This is a genomic window from Citreicella sp. C3M06 (assembly GCF_018860705.1).
GTDB lineage: Bacteria > Pseudomonadota > Alphaproteobacteria > Rhodobacterales > Rhodobacteraceae > Salipiger.
Map to the genome: position 1 here is coordinate 28,818 of NZ_JAHKQA010000039.1, position 21,579 is coordinate 50,396.

Sequence of the window (21,579 nt, forward strand, 5' to 3'; positions counted from 1 at the left end):
TCCCGTGACCCAAAGCGTGGGAGCAGAGCACGACCTGAACCGCGTAGAAGTTTTGAGCCAAGTCGTCCAGGGCTGGATGACAGCGGGCAATGCGACGACACTTCTGGCGTTGAGCCGCAGTCAGGTGCAGCGCCTGCTGAAGCGCTCCCGAACCGAACGCCCGGCGGCGGTCCGGCACAAGGCGCGCGGCCGACCGGTCGAACAATTGGATCGTTCCGGCGGTGCGGCCTTTGCCGTGATGCTTGTGAAGGAACAGCCTGCCGACTTTGGGCCGACGCCGGCGGCCGGGAATCTGGCCGAGGACCATGGCCTCAGGGTATCCCGTGAGAGGCTGCGCAAGCAGCGCCGTACCTCCCATCAGCCGCGCCTGCGCCGGGGATATTATAGCGAGGCCAGAAACCGCTGCAGATAGGGGTCAAACTGATCGGGAACTTCCCAGAATGGGGCGTGGCCGATCCCGGGAAGGCGGTGCACGGTGTCCTCCCACAGCGTTTCATACGGCAGCGCCGCGATGAAGTCATTGTCGATGAACACGTCATCCTCGCCATTGACGATGGCCAGCGGGCGAGTGCTGTGAATAGCCGTTGCCTGCTGATCGGCGGCTGCCGGGGCAATGATCCGTGAAAACATCAGTTTCCTTGCGCGCCCGTCCGTACGGGCCACTGCCTTGAGGAGAAACTCCTCGAACGGAGCGTTGGCGCCACAAGTGGAATGAGCGTAATCCGCCACGTTCTGCTCCGAGAACATTTCCTGCCCAGCAAGGCCCATATGTTCGCTAGGGCGAAAGCCCGCGTTAAGGGACTCGTCGCTTGGGGCGAAGGGAGGAGAGCCGGTAATCATGAGCCCGGTAAGTGCTTCGCTCCGGGCCAGCATTTCGATCCCGATGTGACCGCCAAGCGACCAGCCCAGCACGGCAAAGCGCTGGATGCCGAGCGCCTGCATCACCTCGAGCGCGGTTTCGGCGTAGCCCGGCATCCAATAGGTGCGTTCGGGGTCGGGCGCGTCTGCACTGTCGCCATGGCCAGGAAGATCCATGGCGATGCAGCGAAACTCCTGCCCGATTGCCCCTTGAACCTGATTGCGAAACACGCCCTTGCAGGACGAATTCCCATGGATCATCAGAACCGCCGGGCCACTGCCGCCGGTGTCATCCACGGCTATTGTGGCATGGGTCGTATCAATGCGATGAGTCTGCAAGACGGTCTCCTCAGGATTTGGGGCGCGGCGTGAACAGCCGAGCAAAGATGTCGATGGCGCCTGCGGGAGCAATGCGCAGCACCAGGATCATGGCCACCGCGACGACGAGGAACCGCGCTTCCTCAAGGCCGCGGATACCAGCCATGGCTTCGGTCGCAAAGGTCAGCCCGAGCGCGGCGAACACCGGGCCAAGGATCGACCCCGCCCCGCCAATGAGCACCATCGACAAGATCAGCGTGGCGACCGAGAAGCCGAAGACCTCGGGCGAGGCGACGCGCAGGTAAATAGCGTAAAATCCCCCCGCTATGCCGGTGAACACTGCCGAGGCGCAGAGCACCAGCACCCTTTGCCGCGCCACGGAAATGCCCCGCGCGGTGGCATAATCGGGGTTGTCGCGCAGCGCCCGAAGCGATTTGCCGAAAGGAGAGCGGGCCAGCAGCATCAGCGACGCGACCGAAACGGTCAGCAATCCGAGCGCGATGTAGTAGTAGCCGAAGCGGAAATCGCGGATGAAGGAGTAGTCACCGAGGCGCAGATAGGGCAGCCGCACGAGTCCCTCCGCCCCTCCGGTTAAGTCGCCTTGGCTTAGCACCACCTGCATGCAGAGCTGCCCGAAAGCGAAAGTGACGAGCACGACGTAGATACCTTGCAACCTTGCGACTGGCAGCGCGATCAATAGCGCCGCGAGCGCCGCCGTGACCCCGCCAAGCGGAATGGCGAGCCAGGGCGACAGGTCCAGCGACGTGGTGAGGATCGCCGCCGTGTAGACGCCGATACCAAAGAACGCGAGGTGACCGAAGTTGAACAGCCCCGCCAGACCAAGGCTCAGGTCCCAGTTCACCGCCACGGTGCCGTAGATAAACGCGATGATGAAGATGTGGCGCGTGTAACTGTCGGTGACGATCGCCGGAACAAGCGCCAGGATGAAAAGCGCAGCCAGCGCGAAAAGGCTTCTGTTGCGTGTCATGTGGCTTTCCCGAAAAGTCCGTTGGGTCGGAAGACAAGGACAAGGATCAGCGCCACGAACAGCACCGAGGGGGTCCAGTAAAGGCCAAGCCAAAGCACCAGCAGCGCCTCGAGCAGCCCGATGACATAGGCCGCGCCCGCCGTCGCGCCAAGGCTGCCAAGCCCGCCAAAGATCACGACGATCATCGCATTGACCAACGGATCGGCCCCGAGGCCAGGCGTCACAAAGCGGATCGAGCCCAGCAGAACGCCGGTCAGCCCCGCCAGCGCCGCCGACAGCCCAAAGGCCAGGCTGAAGGTCCGCGGCACATCAATACCGATGAGCGCCGCCGAACCGGGGTTTTGCCCCACGGCCCTTAGCGAGCGGCCGCTGCGGGTGCGCCCGGTGTACCACCACAGTGCCATCAGCACCGCAGGCGCCAACACGATGATCAGCGCCTCATGCGCCGACACCGGCGCGCCAAGTAGGCTCACCTGTCCGTCAAGCGTGCGCGGGAGCTGCTTCAACCGTGGCCCCCAGATCATCGAAATGCCGCGTTCCAATATGGTCGAGGCCGCCAGAGTCGTCATTACGGTGATCAGCATCATGTTGCGGTTGCCGTAAAACGGGCGGACCAGCAGAAGCTCGATCAGCACCCCTGCGATGACGGCAGCGCCGACGCCGGCGACAAACCCCATCACAAGGCCGAGGCCAAACTGTTCGGACACGGTCCAGGCGATGTAGGCGCTCAACGTCATCAGCGCGCCATGGGCGAAGTTGAACACGCCGAGAGTTGTCCAGATCAGGCTGAGCCCCGAGGCCATCAGCGCATAGAGCGAACCTAGCAAAAGGCCCGACACCAGCGTGGGAATGAGTACGCCATCCATCAGTGCGCCTGCTCTCCGAAATACATTTCCATGATCTCCTTGTGGTCGGGAGCGTCGGCGCGGTTGATCATTCGTGCGATCTCGCCCTGCTCCACGAGATAGAGTCGGCTCGAGAGCGCCAGAAGGAATTCGACGTCCTGTTCGACCACGATCAGCGGCACCCCTTTGCGGGCAATCTCGGCAATCGCCTCGCGCAGCTCACCCTTGAGGCGCGGCGATAGGCCCAGCGTTGGCTCGTCAAGGATCAGAAGCCGCGGGTTGCACATGAGGGCGCAGCCGATGGACAGCATCTGCCGCTCGCCTCCCGACAGGGTTCGTGCCCTTTGGCGTTTGCGTTCCGCAAGGCGCGGGAACAGCGCTTGCACCTCTTCGAGCCGAGTCTGCCAGCCGGACCGGGCGCGCGTGTTGAAGGCGGCAAGCTCCAGCGTCTCCTGCACGCCCATGTCGCCAAAGAGCGTGTTGCCCTGTTGCGCCTGCACAAGGCCCGCCGCCACGATGGCGGAAGGTTTCGCGCCGGTAATGTCTTGCCCGTCAAAGCGCACGCAGCCCGCCGTGGGCTTCAATAGCCCTGACACGGCGTGCAGCAATGTCGTCTTGCCGTGGCCGTTGGGCCCAAACAGACCGATGGCCTCGCCCGCGTCCAGATGCAGGTCGATCCCGTGCAGAACAGGCACGGTGGCATAGCCTGCGCGCAGGCCGGTAATGTCGAGAAGCCTCGTCATGCGGCGGCACTCCCCAGATAGGCCTCGATCACGCGCTCGTCGCGGATGACTTCCTGAGGGGCGCCTTCGGTCAGCACGCTGCCTTGATTGAGCACCAGCAGCCGCTGGCTCACCGACAGCAGCAGGCCGAGAACGTGTTCAATAATAAGAATTGTGACACCCGAGCGGTTGACCCGCATCAGCAGCTCGTCAAGCGCCGCGATCTCAGGGCGGGTCAGGCCCGAAGCTGGTTCATCCAGCATCAGGATCGCCGGTTTCGATACCAGCGCCGATGCGATCATCAGCTGTTTCTTGCCGTAGACCGACAGGTCGGCCGTGGCCATGTCGCGCCGCGAGAGCTCGAACCCCACGAGGTCGAGCGCCTCTTCGCTGGCCTGTTCCAGCACCTTCCCGCCAAGGCCCGCGCCATAATGCCCCCCCAGTGCGACGGTTTCACGCGCGCTAAGGTCAGGGAACTCTGCATCTTTCTGGAAGGTGCGCGATAGGCCCGCCCGGAAGATCTTGTGCGGAGGGATGCCGTCGATGCGCACACCGTCAAAGCGGATCTCTCCTCCGGACGGGCCGAAGGGGATTCCGGTGATGCAATTGAACAGCGTGCTCTTGCCGGAACCGTTGGGCCCGGCGACGCCGAAGACCTCGCCGCGATTGACGGTGAAGGTCACGTCGTTGACCGCCGTCAGCCCGCCGAAGGTCTTGGTGACGCCCCTGAGTTCGATTATCGGTTCCGGCATGACGCTTAGTCCATCCAGTGCGGAGTGACGAAGGCGCCGTCGGCATAGGCGTCGGGCGAGAACAGCACGCGGGTTCCATCCTGAATTTGGTAGAACTGCAGCGGAATGTTCTCGGGGCCCTGCACCGCGAGGTGAGTGGCGGGGTCGAACTCGAGCTTGCCCACGGCTGTGTCAGAAGAGGACGCGCCGATCCACTCGCCAATGGCAACGCGGTCGACCGGATCGCCCACGGCTTCGAGCCCGGCGGCATACAGCATGACCTCTTCATACAGCATCGGACCGTAGACGCCCGGGGTGGTGTCATAGGCGGCCTCGTAGTCGCCCACGACCTTGGCCGCACGTTCGGACGCGCTGGCAGGCAACGTCCCGCCCAGCATGTTGTAAAGCACTCCCGAAGATTTCTCTGCCGTCAGGTCAAGGAACTCCGGAACCGAAGGCGCGTACTGGATGAACACGAGGCTATCGGTGGGTTGCTCCATAAACTGAGACATGAAGGCTGCGGCATTGCCCGACAGGTAGTCGGTGTTGATCACCACGGTCGGCGGGTTCTGCCGCACCTGCGCGAGGAAACCGCGCCAATCGCCAACTTCGCCGAAGGGAACGAGGTCGTTCACGGTGATCTCCCACCCCGCGCCCTCAAAGCTTTCCACGAGGCCTTCCGCGATGGTCTTGGAATAAGGGTTGTCGGAAGAGATCAGCGCTAGCGTTTTCTCTTCGCGGGGCACCGAACCCTCTGCCATCAGCTGTTCGATCACCGGCAAAACGCCGGTGTTGTATGCGTCGAAGGACGGGCTGAAGGACCACACAGTCGGGAAGGCATCGGGATCTTCGGTAATGATCTCGGCAGTCTGCGCGGAGTTTGCGGAGACGAGGTAGATCATCTCCATTTCGGCCATCATGTCGATCTCGAAGTTTGACCCCGAGGCGTAGCCGGTCACGATGGCGCCCATGTCTCGGTCGCCCAGCAGTCGTTCGGTGGCGGTGGCGACGGAGGCCGCGCTCTGGTCGGCAGCATCGCCAACCACGAGCTCAAACGTATACTCTCCGATACCGCCTGCGGCATTGAGCTGATCGATGGCTAGCTGCGCGCCGTTCACCATCTCTTGGCCGTCGGCGGCGGCGGGGCCAGACACCGGGGCGAGAACGCCGATCTTGACCACCTCGGCGGCGGCGAGGCCGGGCAGGATGGTTGCCGCAACCAGCGAGGTCGCGGCAAGGAAGTGTCTTCTCTTCAGCATGGGGGTCTCCGAGTTGGATGTTGCTTTTTGTTATTAGGGCTCAGCGCGTACCGCAGATGTCGAGGATCGCCGCGGCGATAACCTTGGTCGATTTGTGCAACGAGGCGAGGTCCACGTATTCGTTGTCGCCGTGGAAGCCGTCGCCGGAGGGGCCGTAGATGCAGGCATCCACCCCTGCCCCAGCATAATGCGCCGCATCGGTCACCGCATCGAAACCGCAGACCTCGGGGGCCGCGCCAAGGCTGCTGTGATGGCCGATTAGCGATTGCACCAGCGGGTGATCTACCGGCGTGTCCATCGCCGGGAAATGCAGGCCGCCCAGCTCCCAAGCGATCTGGGGCGGGTTGGCACGGGTCCAGGGGTCCAGCGCCGCAAAGGCGGCGACGAAGTCCTCGAACTCACGGCGCACCTTGATAGAGCTTTCGTGGGGCAGGAACTTCAGGTCGAGGTCCAGCGTCACCCGGTCGGGCGTCATCGCGGGGTTGGTACGGATCAGCGGCAGGCCGTCTTCGCCGACGCCGACACCGCCGTGGATCACGCCGGGGTTGATGGTCGACAAGCCGGGCGGGCACAGCGGGTGGTAGTTGTTGCGGCAGCGTGACGCCTCAAATTCCTTAAGCGCGGCGAGGAAGCGCGCAGCGATCTCGATGGCATTGATTGCGGGCAGAAGGCGGCCCTCGACCTCGGGCTGAGGGAAGATGTCGTTATAGCGGAAACCCGCGTGGCCCGATCGCCCGAGCAGCGTGACCCGAACCCATTCGAGGCCCCCCTCGGCAGGCATGACCTTATCCCAAGTCGGTTCGGCTACGATGGCGTTCTTCGCGAGATGCCCCTTGGCCACTGCGTCCATCGCGCCGAAGCCGCCGGCTTCCTCGTCGACAACCGCGTGCACGGAGACTCGCCCATCAAGGTCTATTCCGGCGGCGCGGATGCTTTCGAGCGCCGCGATGCAGGCGGCAAGCCCGGCCTTCATGTCGACCGACCCGCGCCCCCAAAGCTTGCCTCCCGACACCTCGCCGCCGAAGGGATCGACAGTCCAGTTGTCGCCGTTGCCCACCGGCACGGTGTCGATGTGACCACAGAGGATAAGGCTCTTCTCTTCGTTGCCGGGCAGCGTGCCGATCACGTTGGGCCGGCCCGGCAGGGCATCCCAGGATTCAGTCTCGAGCCCCATGGAATCCAGCCGATCGCGCACTAGCGCGGCAACGTCGGCTTCATTGTTGAGGCCTTGTTTCATCTCAAACTTGGGGTTCACCGAAGGAATGCGCACCATGTCGCGCGTAAGGTTGACCACCCGGTCGGGAGTGCTATCGATCTCATCCCAGACTTTCTGCAGTGTCGTCATGTGGTCACTCCTTGCAGTTCCTCGATCAGCGCGTCGGTGCTGAGCTGTCGACAGTAGCCCTTGATCGCATTGATCGACGCGGCCTGCCGTTCGGGCGTGTAGGTCAGGCAGGCATCGGTGACCTGCGTCACCAGATAGCCAAGATCGCAGGCATCACGGATGGCCCCTTCGACGCACTGGTCGGTTACCAGCCCAGCGATCACCACCTGCTTTACGCCAAGGCAGCGCAGCACGTAGTCGATGTTGGTCGACACGAAGACCGAAGAGGACGACTTCGGAAGCCAGATCTCGTCCTCGCCTGGGGCGAGCGCGTCGATCGGACGGCCGTCCCAAGACCCTTTGGGCACGTTGAAACCGGTGATCTTGTAGTCAAGGCTGCGGTCTCGCCCATCCTTGGTCAGGCTTTCGATGGTTGTGTACATCACTTCCACCCCCGCCCCGCGCGCCGCATCTCGCAGGCGCTGCATGTTAGGCAAGGTTTCGGCCTCGAAAGTGTCGAAGAAGGCGCCGTAGGTGTCGGCAAAGGCTTTGGGATCCATGTCCTTGAACTCTCCGCCGTCGCGCCGGGCCGAAAAGTTCTGGACGTCGATGAAGATCAGCGCCGAAGCGGCGGGATCGAGCGGAACGCTGCGAGTCAACATTGGGTTTCCAGTACGGTGCGGACAGCGCCGCAGAGCAGGGCCGCCATCTCAGCCTGTCCCTCCGGCGTGTCGATGAGGTCGTTGCGGATTTCGATGAGGCTGTGCTGCAGTCCGCTGGCCTCGCCATGAGCGGGCACGAACCAGTCGGACTCGTCGTCGATCTGATAGGGCTCGTTCAACGCCAAGTTGAGATCGGGCCGCTGCACGGCAAGCGCGTCCAGCAGCGCCTGCGAGGTTGCCTGGTCGTTGCGGCACAAGAACCCAATATGCCACGGGCGCAGGCCGGGCTTCGTGCGCAGCTCCGGAGTGAAGCTGTGGATCGACAGCAGTATCCTGCAAGCCGTACGCCGAGCGGTCAACACGGCATTGTTGTAGGGGGTGAAGATTTCGTCCACCCGCCGCTGCCGATGCTCCGCACCGAGCGCAGCATTTCCGGGCACTGGTACCCCATCGGACCGCTCGGGCATGGCATCTTGCGCCTTTGGGGGACGGTTGCAGTCGATCACCAGCCGGGAGTAGCGCTGCAGTACCGCCTGGCAACCGAGCTCCTGCGCCATGATGCGAGTTACCGCCCCGGCGCCAATGTCCCAGCCCACGTGCAGTCCGAGCGCTCCGGGTTCGAGGCCAAGCCCGTCAAGCACCGTTGGAACCGCCTTGCCCGCGTGTTCGCAGACCAACAGCACCGGCAGCTTTGGCCGGTGTGGAGTTGGCGCCACCGTTTCGACCGGTTCGGGGTCGGTTTCGCGCGACAACAGGGAAACGGGCGCGCTCAGCAAGAGCGGCATCCCGGGGCGGGTCGCGCAGTGGGTGCATAGATTTGGCAAAGCGTCGTCATGGCGGAATGCTTTTGATGAATCTTTTTCAATGTCAAACAAATCACTGCAACATGATCGGATTCATTCCGTCCTTCAGGTGTTGCCCCCCGAGGTTGCGCAAGAAATAGGCAGGTACTCACCGCTCTGTTTCCATTGATTTAAATATTGAGCGCGCAACGCCGGAAAACCCGACTGCCATCCCATGGCGACCGGGCAGATACAGGTCCGGGCAAACCTGTGGCGTCTTCTCCGCTCAGGGCGCTCCGCTGGAGCTGCGGCGCTTGCGGCGGCGCAGTAGCTCCTCGATTTCGAGGTTGCCAATCAGCCCGCTCGGCAGCAGCGCCATGACCGCCACGATCACGACGCCCAGCATCAACCCCGAAAGAGCCAGCACCTGGGGCAGTTGCAGGCCCGCGATCTCAGGCCCGGCCTCGAGCCAGCGGATGGTTTCGAACCCGATGGAGTTAAACAGCGTGCCGAACACAGCGCCGGAGACACTGCGCAGGCCCCCGAGGATCAGCGTTGCCACCGTAAGGACGACGAAGTTGAAACAGAACGGTCGCGCCAAGATTGTGCCGAGGAATAAGGCCTAAGCGATCCCGGCCACGGCAAAGAACAGCGCTCCCAACATTCATGCCATCAGCCGGGTGCGGAAAACGTTGACCCCCATTTCACGGGCCCCGATCTCGTCTTCGGCGCAGGCCCGGAGTTGAAGGCCAAAGCGGCCGTCGCGGAACCAACGGGTGGCAAAGATCGCGATGATCACAAACACTGTGATCTGCGGCCAATCAGGCACTTGGGGAATGCCGAAGAGCGCTTGGTTGCCCTTGAAGATCTTGGTGCGGTGCAGGAAGATCGAATGCACGATGACGAGGATGGCGATGCTGACGGTGGTCACCCCCACCCCGGCCAGCCGTGCCACGAAGATCCCTGTGAACAGACCCAGCACCCCGGTGATCGTTATGGCCACCAAGGCCGAGGCCCATGGCCCCAGCGCAAAGACGTTGAGCCCCCATGGCGCATCGGGCAACGCGATGGCCTTCATCGCCGCCGGAGGCACGCAGATGGCGGCGGCGTAGGCGGCGATCCCCATGAAGGCGGCATGCAAGAAGTTCGTGAGGTTGGCATTGCCCGTGAAAACCTGAAGCCCGATCACCACCAACAGGTTGACGAAGGTGGCGTAGAGCACGCGCGTCTGCCATGTCTCGCCCCATAGATAGTAGGTCCCGACAATAAGCAGTCCAGAAGTCTCAGGAGCGCATTGCCGAGCAGCCCGCGACGTTGGCTTGAATTTATAGTTGTCTCCTCTCCTTCGCGGGTGACAGGATGCCGTCGGGCCTCCAGACCAAGATCAGTGCCACCAGCGCAAAGACCAGACCGCCGTAGCTTTGCGGCAAGAGGACAAGCACCACGACCTCGACTGCGCCCAGGAAGCCGCCCAGCACCGCCCCGGGCAAGCTGCCGAACCCGCCGATGACGCCGGCGACGAAGGCGGTGAGTAGCCCGGTGATCTGATCCGCCCGCCGCACCGTTCGGAAGGCGAGCCGTTCCAGCGGCGCCGGCACCGCACGCAGGCAATCAGCACTGCCGCCATGAGAATGAACAGGTTGCCGGTCAGCCCCGTGCCGATGCTGACCATGGAATAGCCGCCGAAAGCGATCACCCCGCCACGGGCGAAGTTCACCAACCCTGTGATCGAGAAGACGATGGCAAGCCCAAGTGTGATCAGCGCGTATCCCACGCCGGAGCTCAGGGCATTTAGGATCTGCTGAACTGCGTAGTCCATCAGCAGATCCTCAACGCCGCGCCGTCTCCGTAGTCTGCGGACCGGCCCTGCGATGAGACGAGACCATTGTTCAGACATAGACGTGGTCCGACAGGCCGATGGCCGCAGTGGCATTCTGTTCGACGAGGAGGATGGTGCCCCCCTGCCCCCGCAGCTCTCGGGTCATGCCTTAGATCTGCGCGTTGATCTGCGGCGCAAGGCCCAGAGACGGCTCGTCGAGCAGCAAGATACGGGACCCCGACATCGGCGCGCGGGCGATGGCGAGCATCTGCTACTCCCCGCCCGAAAGGAAGCCTGCAGGCGGGTCCCGGCGTTCGCCAAGGATCGGGAAGCGGGCGAACCAAAGATCGATCTTGCGGGCTATCTCGCCTTTGCCGGACCGGACGGCGGCGCCCATCACGAGGTTCTCACGCACAATAAGGTTCGAGAACTTCCGCCGCCCCTCCGGCGGAAGGGCGATGCCGCGCTTTACCCGGCCTTCCCCCGACAGGCGGATCGTTCCGGTGTATTTCGCCGTACCGGTAATCGCGGGCAGCGTCGAGGTCTTGCCCGCGCCATTCGGCCTCTGCAAGGCCACGCAGGTGCCCTCGGGCACCGAGATGTCACTGCCGTGAACCGTTTCGATCGGGTCGTGGGTGACCCTCAGGTTAAAGATTTCGAGCATGTCTCGCAGTCCTTGGTCGGCGGCTCTCCAAGCCGGTGGCCCGAGGCACCGCGCGATTTTGTTGCCAGTCCGGTACGTTCTCGGGGAAGTCCCGCTGCAGCAGGGTGCGGGTGCCGTCCTCGAAACCGATGATCGAGATGTCGCGCAGGGCGTAGCTGCCGGCCCCCTTGAAGCTGTTCTATTCAACGGACATGACGGGATGCTCTCGGCGCTGAAAATAGCCTCGCGCACTGCGACCGGATCGGTGGACCCTGCGGCCTCGACGCCATAGGCGACGATCCTGACGGTGTCGGCGTCCAACGATGGGAATAGGCCGTTTACCTCCATGCCCATCTCGGCGCACTCGGCCTGAAATGCGTCGATGCGGCTATCGAGGGCTGACGGAGCAAGGGTCGCGAAGAAAACCTTGTCGAGAAAACCTGGGTCTTGCTCGGCCTCGGCGTCGAGGGAGGGGTCGTCGAAGCCATCGGAGCCGATGACTCAGGCATCTAGCCCGGCCGAGCGCATCTGGCGGATGAGGAAGCCGATGTCGGGCATCGCCCACGAGATGAACAAGGCGTCAGGCGCGGGGTCGAGTGCGCGCATTTCGGCGATCTGTGGCGACCAGTCGGTGGTCCCGGAGGTATAGTTCAGCGGCGTCTGCAACGTGCCGCCATCGACGATCACTTCGGCGAACCATTCGGGCACCTTGGCCGACCACGATCCGCCCTTGTCCGAGGTGAAGATCGCCACGTTTTCCACCCCTTGCGACAGGGCGTAGTTCGCGGCGGCCGTAGCGGTGAAGGGATCGGGCGCCACATTGGATAGGAAGGTGTCGACCACGCCGGAATGCATTTCAACTTGAGTGCTCTGGGCCTGGATTACCGACACGCCCTGTGTGCCTGCGATCTGCGCCAAAGGGATCATCGTGTGCGAGAACGGGATGGTCCCCAGCACCACCATGCCTTCGCCGAGAAATCGTTCGGTCAGGGTGATGGCCGCTTGGGTGTGGGCGCCGGTGTCCTGAATCAGAAGATCGAACATGCGGCCGTCGACACCGCCTTCCGTGCTGATCATCTCGGCCATGCAGCGCGCGCCGTCGACCTCGTTATAGGCGGCATAGTCGCCGTTGAGAGGGGCCGTGAAGGCCACCTTGATGGCTTCGCCTGCGCCAGAGCCGTGCCAGCGCTCAGCGCCGGAACAGCTGCGCCGGACAGGATATTGCCCAAGCGTCATGTGGAATGCTCCTGTCGGGGGTGGTGGCCCTGCCCGGGGTAGGCCTTGATGACCTCTTGGTTGCATGTGATCTCGGCAGGGGCGCCCGTTGCGCGCAGACGGCCCATGTTCATGACCGTGGGCCGCTCGCAGGCGGACATGATGATTTTCAGATCGCGCTCGATCAGCATGATGCAACAGCGGTGGCGCTGGCGCAGCCAAGTGAGATCCTAGAAGAGCGCGTCGGTCTCGTCGTGGTTCATACCCCCCCGCAGGCTCGTCCAGCACTAGCACCTTGGGCCGCAGCGCCAGTGCGCGCACGATCTCGAGCCGCCGCGTTTGGCCGTAGGGCAGACGCCGGGCGCCTCGTCGAGAACCGGCAACAGGCCAAAGCGCTTCATGGCGCCCGGCAACAGGTCCCGGTCGGCGCTGTCGCTAGCATGAATTTCGGCCAGTTCGATATTGCGCCTTACGCTGAGGTTGCGGAACAGGCGCAGGTTCTGGAAGGTGCGCGCGATACCTGCACGGGCCCGCTTTTCAGCAGGCGTGATCTGCACCTCGGCACCGTCCAGAACGTTCTGACCCGTCCTCGGGGTCAGTAGCCCCAAGATCCGTTGAGCATCGTCGTCTTGCCCGCCCCATTGGGACCGATGAGGCCGTGTATCCCATTGCGCCCCACGGTGAACGAGACGGAATCCACTGCCACCACCCCACCTAAGTTCTTCGAGATGCCGCATATCTCGAGCATCAATAGACCTCGGCGTAACGCGCACATTTGGCGGGCCAGTCGAGCCCCTCGAGCTGCGCAAGCTCGCCCTGCTTGTGTGCGATATAGAGATCTACGAAACCGTCCCCGAACCAGCCACGCGCAGCCTCCGAGCTGCGCAGCGCCTCAAGCGCCTTGCCAAGGCTGTCCGGCAGACGGCGGAAGCCTTTGGCCGCCAGCGCCTCTGGTGACAGCAAAGACAGGTCTTCCTGCGCCGGGGCGGGCGGCTCGATGGCATCGCGAACGCCTTGGGCGCCGGCAAAGACCAGCGCCGCCAGCGTAAGGTAGGGGCTTGCCGCGTTATCGGCGGCGCGGACCTCGAAATTGTACTGTCGCGCGATGCTCTCGGGATCGGATGAGGTGACCGGGCAGATGCGCACCGACGCCTCGCGATCGCGGAACCCGAGGTTGTTGTAGGCCGCGCTCCAGCGATGCGGGGTGAGGCGCAGGTAGCTGATCTCAGAAGGGGCGAGGATCGCGAGGATCTGGTCGAGATACTTCAGAACGCCGCCGATGAAGTGCCGGGTGAGCGTGCTCATGCCGGTCTCCTCGCCCTCCTCCCAGGTCAGCGGCTCGCCTACATCATCCAGAAAGCTGAAATGCACATGCAGTCCGTTGCCGACGCTGTCGGGATCAAGGATCGGCGCAAAACTCGGGCACTTGCCGAAGCGCGTCAGCACATCGTGGGTCAGCATCCGCAGAATGGCAGCATTGTCTGCCGAGGTGATCCCTTGAGCGGGCTTCATGGTGATCTCGTACTGACCGGGGCCGTATTCCTTCATGAAAGTGTCAGGGGCGCAGCCCGCCGCAGAGAGCGCGGCAAGATAGGCCTCGGCCCATGCCTGTCCGTCTCGGAAGCCCTTGAAGCCGAACGCATCTCCGGGCCGGGGTACCTGCCCCTTGAGCTGAAACTCGTGTTCGAAAGAGGATAGCACCGTGGCCCCGGTCAAGGCGTGGAATTCCTCGATCGCCCGCCGCGCCAGAGAACGTGTACAAAATTCCCACGGCGCCCCCTCGAGGGTGCGGATGTCGCCCATGGCGAAATCTAACTTCTGGTCCTGGTCGATGGTGATGCGCGTCTGAGGGTCGGGCACCAGTGCCAAGTCGCCAAACGAGCCGAAGGGGCTGTCCGAGATGCTGTCGAAACAGGTGATCTGCACATTGGTCGGAGTCCAGCCGACGCCGCGCTGCGAGCGTTTGTCCCATTCCCCCACCGGGAAGGATTTGCCGCGCAGGATCCCCGCGATATCGTTCGTGCCCACGAAGAGCAAATTATTGTTTCTCTGTGTCATTTTTTGGTCCCTGGAGCGGGATCTTCCCGTAGTTTGTCCCATTGCGAGATGCGCGCCCGTGTCGCGTCCCAGTTGCGTTCCGCCATGGCTACCAGCATCGCTTCGATCATGGTGAAGGCTGGCACGTAGCTGTCCCAAACCGTGCCGGAGTGGATCGGCACAGAAATCAGCTCGGTCGCGCCCTTGGCCGCCGGGCTGATCCACTTGTCGGTGATCACAATCGTCTGCGCCTTGCGCGAGCGCGCCTGCGCCGAGAGCCGCGCGAGGCTCGCCTGATAGCGGCGAAAATCGATCAGCAGCAGCACGTCTCGCGGCCGCATCCGCAAAAGATATTCTGGCCAGAGCTCGGGGTCGGAAGGGATGTGCGACACGTCGGGGCGGATCTGGCGCAGGTGGCGCACGAAGAACTCGGCGATGGAGTCGCTCATGCGGCCGCCAATCATGAAGATCCGGCGCCGCGGATCCGTCATCAGCTCGCAGAGCCGGATGAACTGGACCGCGGGGATCTGTTCGATCATCTCCTGGTTCAGTGTCTCGACCTGTCGCACATAGGACGCCAAGGTCGCATCGCTGGCACCATTTATCGCGTCGCGCAGATCGATAGGCGACTGCTGCCCTGCCTTCAATTCCTGCACGAGCCGCTGCTGGAACTCCTGGAAGCCCGCGCAGCCGAGCTTGGCTACGAAGCGCGAGATCGACGGCGCCGAGATATGCGCTCTCTTGGACAACTTCTGGATCGGCTCGAGTCCGGCGAAAGGGTAGTCGGCCAGAAGCACTGACACCAGCTGCCGTTCCGCTGGAGTAAACTGGCTCGACATGTCTTCAAGCTTTTGACGGATCTGCATCGGGGTCTCACTGAAGCGGGCAGGTCCCAAGGCATTCGCCCTGGCGATTTCAAACCTACGACGAATGAAAATTATCTGTCAAATGTTATAAGATGAGCCACCTTGCACAAAGCATTGCAGCTTTATATTTGTGCAGAACCGCTCAGGTGTGGGAGACAAGTGGCAAGACAGCCGGCATGGAAGTTTGACGTGGTATGCGAAGTCGTTGTGCCAAGCGGGCTCCAGTTTCAGTCACGGCCTCCAGACAGGTGCCGCCGCCAGCGTCTTGAAGTCACAGTCCACATAGCTTGCCAAGCCTCCAGAGAGTTGAGAGTAAGCTGCACGACGGCCATCTCGAGCGGGGAGAATGGTTCTGCCTGAACCGTGTTGGCTACCAGTGCGGGCTAACAGGAACAAAAACGCGGACTGACTGCAGCACGAAATCTACAATCGGTCGGAGGGCGATATGCCTGCCATATTTGAGACCTGAACGGCCTTCAGGCAAAAGTTGCATGAGCCCCCAAGCATGAAAAAAGAGGCGCCCCGGTCAGGGCGCCCCTTGTCGAGTGTTCGCCAAGGCGGGCGGGTGGCCCGCTCTGGCAAGGCCACAGATCAGCTGTTGAAGTTGCGGATCAGGGCTTCGGCCTGGAATTTCGCGGTTGCGGCGCTGCCTTCGTCCGAGGCGGCCTGCCATGCGGCGACGGCTTCGGCGTTGCTCAGCGCAGCCACATCGGCATTGGGGGCGATGCGCGACAGGGCGGCGCAGGCTGCGTCGCCGGTGTTGTTGGTCTGGGCCGATGCGGCGCCCGAAAGAGCAGCGGTTGCGGTCAGGGCTGCGGCGGCGATGAGAGCGATGCGGGTCATGTGATGTCTCCGATTTGGGTCTGTGCGTTTGTGTTCGACGTTTCCGTCTTGTGGTAGACATATCGGTCGCATGGCCCAATTGTTCAAATCACAGGATCGCTCTCGCACGCTCTTGGGGATGTGAGAAATCTGGCTGTAACGGCCGCCGAAGCCTGGGAGGAAACGGATTAGCCGTTTGATATTTATCAAATATCAAGAAACACCAGCTGCGCAGAGCGCCTGTTTTCCTGTAACACCTGCAAGCCTGAAGGTCCGTTTCCCAACCGAACACCAGCTCTGTGCGAAGATGCACAAATGGAGACGCGTTAGATGGCAACCCCGTACCCGCGTAGCATGATCGAAAGACCCAGATCGCTCGGCTCCGCCTCGGCAGCGCCCGGCGACATGCGCCGCGGGAGCTAACTGTCCTTCGCGCGATAGCCGGCCTGCCGGCAGGCGCAGTGCCATGGCGGCTCGCAGCGGTTCACGCGATCCGGTGCCCGTGCACATCGAACACCAAGGTCCCCGGCCGTCGCGACACGCGCAGCAATCCCGAGCCGCGATAAAATAGCTGGCGGCCGCACCCGGGATACGTCCGACCGACAGGGCGCGCGGTCTCGTCGGTCTCATCGCCGCGCGGAAGTCGGAGCGGCGCGACCCGATCCGACCCGCAGCTCAGGGACACCGGGCGGCGCTGCAGCTGCATGACCTGCTCGAGAACCCTGAACCCCTATCTTGCGCCAGACGCCAGACGCCCGACCTCGCCCGTTCCGTATCGGCGCAGCACTCGCCGCCAGAGCACCGCGCGCCTGCGCTGCGCTTGTGCAACGACGGCGTTGTACCCAGTCTGAACCGGCGAATCGTGAATGACGCAATGGTGAGCCTCAATGCTGATTTCAGTCGCCCCCCGATTGCGCCCGAGCGCCTGGCGTTAGACAGGCTAGTTCCAAGGCCTGTTCTCGCTTCGAACGGCAACTGATGGAGCAGCCGGACGAGACCCGGTTTTTGCGGCGGCTCGTCAGGCTTGGCATTGAGGATCCGCTCTGGGGTATAGAACGTCACGGAATTGACCCGGTGGATCAAGTCAGCAATGAACCGGGCGAAGCACCGGGCCGCGGGCCCACTGTGTTCACAAAGAGCCGCGACCGGCTGTTGACGATCGGAATGGCGCGCACGACGCCCCTGCCGCATCACAGGTCAGAGCCGCGGTTCAAAGCGCATCAGCGCTACGTCGACTTTGCTCTCTTCTAAGCCGAAGCGAAGGCCTCCCGCGCCTCGGGCTGGTCCCAGATCTTGTGGATCGCAGCCGCACCGGCCTCGGTCAAGGCGGCGGCATCCGCGACGACGATGCTTGCACCATCGACCAGAACCCGACCGTCTACGATGACCGTGTCGACATTCGCTCGGTTCGCCAGTGCGACGAGCGTGCGGCGCGGATCGTAATGCGGCTGAAGGTGAGGATGGGTCATGTCGATCAGCGTGAGATCGGCCTTCGCGCCCGGCGTGATCCGCCCCAGATCGGGCCGGTTCAGCGCAACAGAACCGGCCTCGGTGATCGCATTCAGAAGTGCCGGAGCGGTGGCACTGCGCGCGTCGCCGCGCGTTACTTTCGAGACGATGCCAGCTGCGTTGATCTCGCCCAGAAGATCCATGTTGTACCCATCGGTGCCCACCATGGTGCGCAGCCCCGCGGCCTCGAACCGTCCGAAGGAGGCGGTCTTGCCGGTACGGGCGAAGACCCGCGGGCAGTTCATCACCGTCACGTCCTGGGCCTTCATCATGGCAAGATCGTTGTCGCTACTGTAGACACAATGCGCGGCCAGAAGATCCGGCCCCAGCACACCCAGCCAGTCGAGGTATTCCGCTGGCGTGCGCCCGCCCCAGCGCTTGCTGATGGTCGCAACCTCACCTTCGCTTTGGGCGAGGTGCGTGGTGATCGGGACCCCCAGCTCGCGTGCGCGGGCCGTCGCCGCACGCAGCAGATCGGGATCGCAAGTATCGGTGGCATGCGGGCTCATGGCGAGGCTGATCCGGCCATTTTCCTGACCGTGCCATTGATCGTAGAGCGCGTTCCATGTGGCCAGGTCGGCCGCGTTGTCGCTGCCGTCACCCGATGCCGTGCTGTAGGAAACGCTCCCCTCGGTGCCTGCCTTTGGATCGGAGGCCGAGAAAAGGTAGGGTGCGCCCCAGAAGCGCAGGCCCAGTTCCGCGGCAGCGTCGAACATTTCGGGGAGAGTGTTTCGGAACGGCTCCATGACAGAGGTCGCGCCGCCCAACAACAACTGTACAATCCCCATGCGCGCAATCGCCATGCGCTCATCCGGCGTCAGAATGTCCAGGCCGGTTTTCGATAGCGGCAGCAGCACCGTGTAGACAATGCTTTGATCATTGCGCTTGCTCACCCCGTCTTCGGCATGGCTGCGGGCAATGGCCTCGCTGAAACAATGATTGTGCAGGTTCATCAGCCCCGGCAGCACAAAGCGCCCGGGCCGGTCCATCACCATGTCGGCCTGAGATGGCCGGCTTTCCGAAACGGCGGCGATCCGATCACCTTCAAGGATCACCCAGCGATCGCGCAGCACCTCTTGCCCCGCGGCTGTGCTGGCCAGCACGTAGGAGCCGAAGACTGCGGTGGTCTTGCCGTCCATGTTCGGCAAAGCCGGGATCGGGGAAACTGTCATGATCAAGCCTTTCACAGCGGCGCACGGGGTGCGCCTGGGTCTTGCCGCGGTGAGGCCTGCGGCAGAGGATAGACAGCGCCGACGCTAGGGTGCCGACGCAGGAGCGGACCAGAGCATCGCTCCGGCACCGTGAAAATCGTCAGGATGAGACGTCCAACCTTGCAAGCACAAGACGGCCCGCAGCGGCGACCGGGTCGATCACTGGCACCCCGAGATCGTCCTGAAGCCGCGCCGCGAGCTGCGCCATGCCCGCGCACCCGAGCACGATCGCCCCTGCACCGCGATCGCGCAATTCCTCGCCAAGCGCGAGCACATGACGATAGACCTCGGGGTCCCGCCCTGAATCCGCCGCCGATACGTCGCGTAGCGGCAGTTCTGCAACCAGCCGATCCATGCAGCCAAGCGCCTCTATTCGCTTGAGATGGCGGGGAATGGCCCGCTCGGACAGCGCGATGATACCAAAACGGTCGGCCTGCGCGCAGGCCTCCAGCACGGCGGCTTCCTGCGCCCCGACCACGGGTTGGCTTACCCGTGTCCGCGCGAGATCCAGCCCGGGATCAGAGAAGCAGGCGATGATGAAGCCATCGGCCTGCGCGCCAGAGATGCGGACGGCCAGAGGTTCGGCAGCCTCGGCCACATGATCGTCGGTTCGGATCGTTTCAGGACCGTCCTCCTGACGGACGACCTCGAACTGGGGCCCCAGTGGCGCCAGCGCCTCGGCGATGCCCTCGGTCACCGCGACCGACGAATTGGGATTGATCACAAGCACCCGCATCAGCGCAGCTCCGCGCCGAAGTTCTGAGCAGGATCAAATTCCTTGGCGGTAAAGCCGGGCTTTGCGCGCAGATCGACGGGCTGACGGGCGACAAAACGGCCTTGGCCGGCTTTTGCCATAAGCGCGCCGTGTTCGACGATCACCGCGCCGCGTGTCATGACAACCTCGGGCTTGCCGGTCAGCTCCATGCCCTCGAAAGGGGTGTAATCCATATTGTCGTGCTGATCGGCAGCGGTGACAATGACGCGCGCCTCCGGGTTCCAGATCGCAATATCGGCATCCATGCCCGGCGCGATCCGACCCTTGGTGTTGCAGCCAAAGGTCTTGGCGGCGTTGGTTGAAGACAGCGCCACGAATTGCTCCAGCGTGATGCGCCCCTTCACCACCCCTTCGGAAAACAACCAAGGCAGACGCGCGGCGATGCCGGGCATGCCATTGGCGATCTTGGGATAGGGAATATCAGACCCGTTCAGGAACTTGCCGGTTTCGTCATAGCGGTAGGGCGCGTGGTCAGAGCTGACGCTTTCGAAGGTGCCCTGCGCAACGTGGTGCCAAAGGGCGTCCTGCGTGGCGGCATCGCGCAGCGGCGGCGAGCAGATGTATTTCGCCCCCTCCATGCCCGGCCGGTCGAGATCGCCGCGGGTCAGCGCGAGGTACTGCGGGCAGGTCTCGGCAAAAAGTTTGGCGCCGTTGAATTTTTCCCGCCGCACGATCTCGGCGCCGCCCGCGGTCGAGACATGCACGATGAACAGCGGTGCATCGACCAGCTTGGCCAGCTGGATCGCGCGGTTGATCGCCTCTTCCTCGGCCAGTTCGGGGCGCGAGATGGCGTGATACTTGGGGGCGGTCAGCCCCTTGGCTGCCAACTGCCGGTTCATCCATTTGACCATGTCGTTATTCTCGGCATGCACCATTGTGATGGCACCGTGCGCGCGGGCCACGGCAAGGATGTCGAGCATGCCGCCATCGCCCAGATTCATCAGGTCGTAGGTCATGAAGACCTTGAACGAGGTGATGCCACGCGCAAAAGCGCGGGGCAGTTCATCCTCAAGTACTTTCGGCTGAGGGTCCGAGATAATCAGGTGGTAGGAATAATCGATCACGGAACTTGCAGCGCGGGCGTCGTAGGTTGCAATCACGTCGTCGACAGATTGACCGCGCTGCTGCGCCGCAAAGGGGATGAACGACGAGTTGCCGCCGAAAGCCGCCGAGATCGAGCCCGAGAGGTAATCGTCGGCGCTCATCACCCCCGAAGAGCTTTCCTGAGCGATATGGGCATGCGCCTCGATGCCGCCGGGCATGACGAGACGCCCGCCCGCGTCGATGCGGCGCTCGCCGCCCGAGAGGGTTTCGGCAACTGCGGCGATGCGCCCGTCCTTGATGCCGATGTCACCTTTGGCCGTATAGTCTGCGGTGGCGATCGTGCCGCCGTGGATCACCGTGTCAAATTGCATGTCCCTGCCCTTTCCTAGCCCGCAACCGTCCAGCGATCCCGGTTCAGCGCCGTGGGAAAGCGCGCGTCAAGCCCCAGCTCCGCGATCCGTTCGATGCTGGTCTCGAAGAGTGTCGATTGCACGGGGATCGCGTCTGGCGACAGCGCAACCGCACGCAGCGCTGCCTCGCGCCCCATGTATGCCCCATATAGCGCCCTCAGATCTTCGACCGCCTGACCGTTGGACGTGTCGATGCGAAGGTCATAACTCGGGATGCCGTGATCGCCGGTGACCTGAAGCGCCGAAGAGCGCAAGGAACCCGCGACCTCGCCGCCTGCGGCCTGCCCTGCCTCGAGTGCGCGCAGCAGCTTTTCCGCCAAGGGCTGCTCTGGGTCTTCGAGGAAAGCGGCGGCCATGGCGGCCGTAACCCGCTCGTTATCCAGGATGTTCCCAAGAGCGAGGCAGTTCTTCCCGGCGGTATGCGTGTAAATCGAATACATGCGACGACCGTGGAACACGGCGCTTTGCCCGCGCTTGTCGAGCGCCCCAAGTTGCCGCCATTCGATATCCGGGCTGCTTGCAGCAACCTGAGTGATGGTGTCGTCGGCGGATGCGCCCTCGCGCAACAGCGAGATGCCAAGATCGCCCAAGCGGCTGTCGGTACGGTGCTGTGACAAAAACGCGCCGCGGCCATGCGCAAGCCGGACGCAGCGGCTGCCAACGGCGAGGTCAGAGGTGGTGATGGCGGCGCCAAACGCCCCTGTACGGTCACAATGTCCGATGATCGAAAAGGTCATGT

The 21,579-nt window shown here is 63.3% G+C and carries 26 protein-coding genes; 2 read left to right on the forward strand and 24 right to left on the reverse strand.

Going from position 1 to position 21,579, the window contains the following annotated elements; all coding sequences use genetic code 11:
* The first annotated feature begins 4 nt into the window (after window positions 1-4).
* On the forward strand, window positions 5-412 hold the full coding sequence (locus KO516_RS07925; RefSeq protein WP_216003255.1) for a helix-turn-helix domain-containing protein: 408 nt from the start codon (window positions 5-7) through the stop codon (window positions 410-412).
* Here KO516_RS07925 and KO516_RS07930 read toward each other — a convergent pair.
* The 20 genes from KO516_RS07930 to KO516_RS08010 all read right to left on the reverse strand — a co-directional run bounded on the left by KO516_RS07930 (window position 382) and on the right by KO516_RS08010 (window position 15,912).
* Complete coding sequence (locus tag KO516_RS07930) at window positions 382-1,155, reverse strand: alpha/beta fold hydrolase (protein WP_216003256.1); 774 nt, start codon at window positions 1,153-1,155, stop codon at window positions 382-384. The genes KO516_RS07925 and KO516_RS07930 overlap by 31 nt on opposite strands.
* A gap of 52 nt (window positions 1,156-1,207) precedes the next feature.
* Complete coding sequence (locus KO516_RS07935) at window positions 1,208-2,164, reverse strand: branched-chain amino acid ABC transporter permease (RefSeq protein WP_216003257.1); 957 nt, start codon at window positions 2,162-2,164, stop codon at window positions 1,208-1,210.
* The gene (locus KO516_RS07940; protein WP_216003258.1) at window positions 2,161-3,030 is read right to left on the reverse strand and encodes a branched-chain amino acid ABC transporter permease; all 870 of its coding nucleotides are present in this window, start codon (window positions 3,028-3,030) and stop codon (window positions 2,161-2,163) included. The genes KO516_RS07935 and KO516_RS07940 overlap by 4 nt, the downstream gene beginning before the upstream one ends.
* A complete protein-coding gene (locus KO516_RS07945) occupies window positions 3,030-3,752 on the reverse strand; it encodes an ABC transporter ATP-binding protein (RefSeq protein WP_216003259.1) in 723 nt (240 codons plus the stop codon). The genes KO516_RS07940 and KO516_RS07945 overlap by 1 nt, the downstream gene beginning before the upstream one ends.
* Window positions 3,749-4,483, reverse strand: coding sequence for an ABC transporter ATP-binding protein (locus KO516_RS07950; RefSeq protein WP_216003260.1), 735 nt, complete (start codon window positions 4,481-4,483; stop codon window positions 3,749-3,751). Before KO516_RS07950 ends, KO516_RS07945 begins: the two co-directional genes overlap by 4 nt.
* A 5-nt stretch (window positions 4,484-4,488) precedes the next feature.
* Window positions 4,489-5,721 carry an ABC transporter substrate-binding protein gene (locus KO516_RS07955; protein ID WP_216003261.1) on the reverse strand — a complete coding sequence of 411 codons (1,233 nt, stop codon included), beginning with the start codon at window positions 5,719-5,721 and terminating at the stop codon, window positions 4,489-4,491.
* A gap of 40 nt (window positions 5,722-5,761) precedes the next feature.
* Window positions 5,762-7,066: a M20 family metallopeptidase gene (locus KO516_RS07960; protein ID WP_216003262.1), complete on the reverse strand. Its 1,305-nt coding sequence runs from the start codon at window positions 7,064-7,066 to the stop codon at window positions 5,762-5,764.
* On the reverse strand, window positions 7,063-7,707 hold the full coding sequence (locus tag KO516_RS07965) for a cysteine hydrolase family protein (RefSeq protein ID WP_216003263.1): 645 nt from the start codon (window positions 7,705-7,707) through the stop codon (window positions 7,063-7,065). Before KO516_RS07965 ends, KO516_RS07960 begins: the two co-directional genes overlap by 4 nt.
* Window positions 7,701-8,582: an N-formylglutamate amidohydrolase gene (locus tag KO516_RS07970; protein ID WP_216003264.1), complete on the reverse strand. Its 882-nt coding sequence runs from the start codon at window positions 8,580-8,582 to the stop codon at window positions 7,701-7,703. The genes KO516_RS07965 and KO516_RS07970 overlap by 7 nt, the downstream gene beginning before the upstream one ends.
* 193 nt (window positions 8,583-8,775) lie before the next feature.
* A complete protein-coding gene (locus KO516_RS24115) occupies window positions 8,776-9,090 on the reverse strand; it encodes a hypothetical protein (protein WP_252737474.1) in 315 nt (104 codons plus the stop codon).
* Window positions 9,091-9,153: 63 nt separating this feature from the next.
* Entirely contained in the window at window positions 9,154-9,711 is a 558-nt protein-coding gene (locus KO516_RS24120; RefSeq protein WP_371742045.1) for a branched-chain amino acid ABC transporter permease, read from the reverse strand.
* 103 nt (window positions 9,712-9,814) lie between these two features.
* Window positions 9,815-10,087 (reverse strand): hypothetical protein, encoded by a 273-nt coding sequence (locus tag KO516_RS24125; protein WP_252737475.1) that lies wholly within the window; start codon window positions 10,085-10,087, stop codon window positions 9,815-9,817.
* Window positions 10,088-10,579: 492 nt separating this feature from the next.
* Window positions 10,580-10,972: an ATP-binding cassette domain-containing protein gene (locus KO516_RS24130; protein WP_252737476.1), complete on the reverse strand. Its 393-nt coding sequence runs from the start codon at window positions 10,970-10,972 to the stop codon at window positions 10,580-10,582.
* Window positions 10,973-11,452: 480 nt separating this feature from the next.
* Window positions 11,453-12,187: an ABC transporter substrate-binding protein gene (locus KO516_RS24135; protein WP_252737477.1), complete on the reverse strand. Its 735-nt coding sequence runs from the start codon at window positions 12,185-12,187 to the stop codon at window positions 11,453-11,455.
* Window positions 12,184-12,357 (reverse strand): hypothetical protein, encoded by a 174-nt coding sequence (locus KO516_RS24140; protein WP_252737478.1) that lies wholly within the window; start codon window positions 12,355-12,357, stop codon window positions 12,184-12,186. The genes KO516_RS24135 and KO516_RS24140 overlap by 4 nt, the downstream gene beginning before the upstream one ends.
* A 96-nt stretch (window positions 12,358-12,453) precedes the next feature.
* Window positions 12,454-12,723 (reverse strand): hypothetical protein, encoded by a 270-nt coding sequence (locus KO516_RS24145; RefSeq protein ID WP_252737479.1) that lies wholly within the window; start codon window positions 12,721-12,723, stop codon window positions 12,454-12,456.
* 38 nt (window positions 12,724-12,761) lie between these two features.
* The gene (locus KO516_RS24715; RefSeq protein ID WP_371742046.1) at window positions 12,762-12,941 is read right to left on the reverse strand and encodes an ATP-binding cassette domain-containing protein; all 180 of its coding nucleotides are present in this window, start codon (window positions 12,939-12,941) and stop codon (window positions 12,762-12,764) included.
* Complete coding sequence (locus KO516_RS08000) at window positions 12,914-14,224, reverse strand: glutamine synthetase family protein (protein WP_216003265.1); 1,311 nt, start codon at window positions 14,222-14,224, stop codon at window positions 12,914-12,916. Before KO516_RS08000 ends, KO516_RS24715 begins: the two co-directional genes overlap by 28 nt.
* Window positions 14,221-15,069 carry a MurR/RpiR family transcriptional regulator gene (locus KO516_RS08005; protein ID WP_216003266.1) on the reverse strand — a complete coding sequence of 283 codons (849 nt, stop codon included), beginning with the start codon at window positions 15,067-15,069 and terminating at the stop codon, window positions 14,221-14,223. The genes KO516_RS08000 and KO516_RS08005 overlap by 4 nt, the downstream gene beginning before the upstream one ends.
* Window positions 15,070-15,660: 591 nt before the next feature.
* Window positions 15,661-15,912: a hypothetical protein gene (locus KO516_RS08010; RefSeq protein WP_216003267.1), complete on the reverse strand. Its 252-nt coding sequence runs from the start codon at window positions 15,910-15,912 to the stop codon at window positions 15,661-15,663.
* A 957-nt stretch (window positions 15,913-16,869) separates the two neighbouring features.
* Between KO516_RS08010 and KO516_RS08015 the strand changes: the two genes are divergently transcribed.
* Window positions 16,870-17,142 (forward strand): hypothetical protein, encoded by a 273-nt coding sequence (locus KO516_RS08015; RefSeq protein ID WP_216003268.1) that lies wholly within the window; start codon window positions 16,870-16,872, stop codon window positions 17,140-17,142.
* Here the strand turns inward: KO516_RS08015 and KO516_RS08020 are convergent.
* From KO516_RS08020 to KO516_RS08035, 4 genes are all read right to left on the reverse strand, one after another.
* Window positions 17,139-18,572: an amidohydrolase family protein gene (locus tag KO516_RS08020; RefSeq protein ID WP_216003269.1), complete on the reverse strand. Its 1,434-nt coding sequence runs from the start codon at window positions 18,570-18,572 to the stop codon at window positions 17,139-17,141. The genes KO516_RS08015 and KO516_RS08020 overlap by 4 nt on opposite strands.
* A gap of 139 nt (window positions 18,573-18,711) precedes the next feature.
* Window positions 18,712-19,347, reverse strand: a complete 636-nt coding sequence (locus tag KO516_RS08025; RefSeq protein WP_252737480.1) for an aspartate/glutamate racemase family protein — start codon at window positions 19,345-19,347, stop codon at window positions 18,712-18,714.
* Entirely contained in the window at window positions 19,347-20,801 is a 1,455-nt protein-coding gene (gene hydA, locus KO516_RS08030; RefSeq protein WP_216003270.1) for a dihydropyrimidinase, read from the reverse strand. The genes KO516_RS08025 and hydA overlap by 1 nt, the downstream gene beginning before the upstream one ends.
* A 14-nt stretch (window positions 20,802-20,815) precedes the next feature.
* Window positions 20,816-21,577, reverse strand: coding sequence for a DUF1028 domain-containing protein (locus tag KO516_RS08035; protein WP_216003271.1), 762 nt, complete (start codon window positions 21,575-21,577; stop codon window positions 20,816-20,818).
* Window positions 21,578-21,579: the final 2 nt, after the last annotated feature.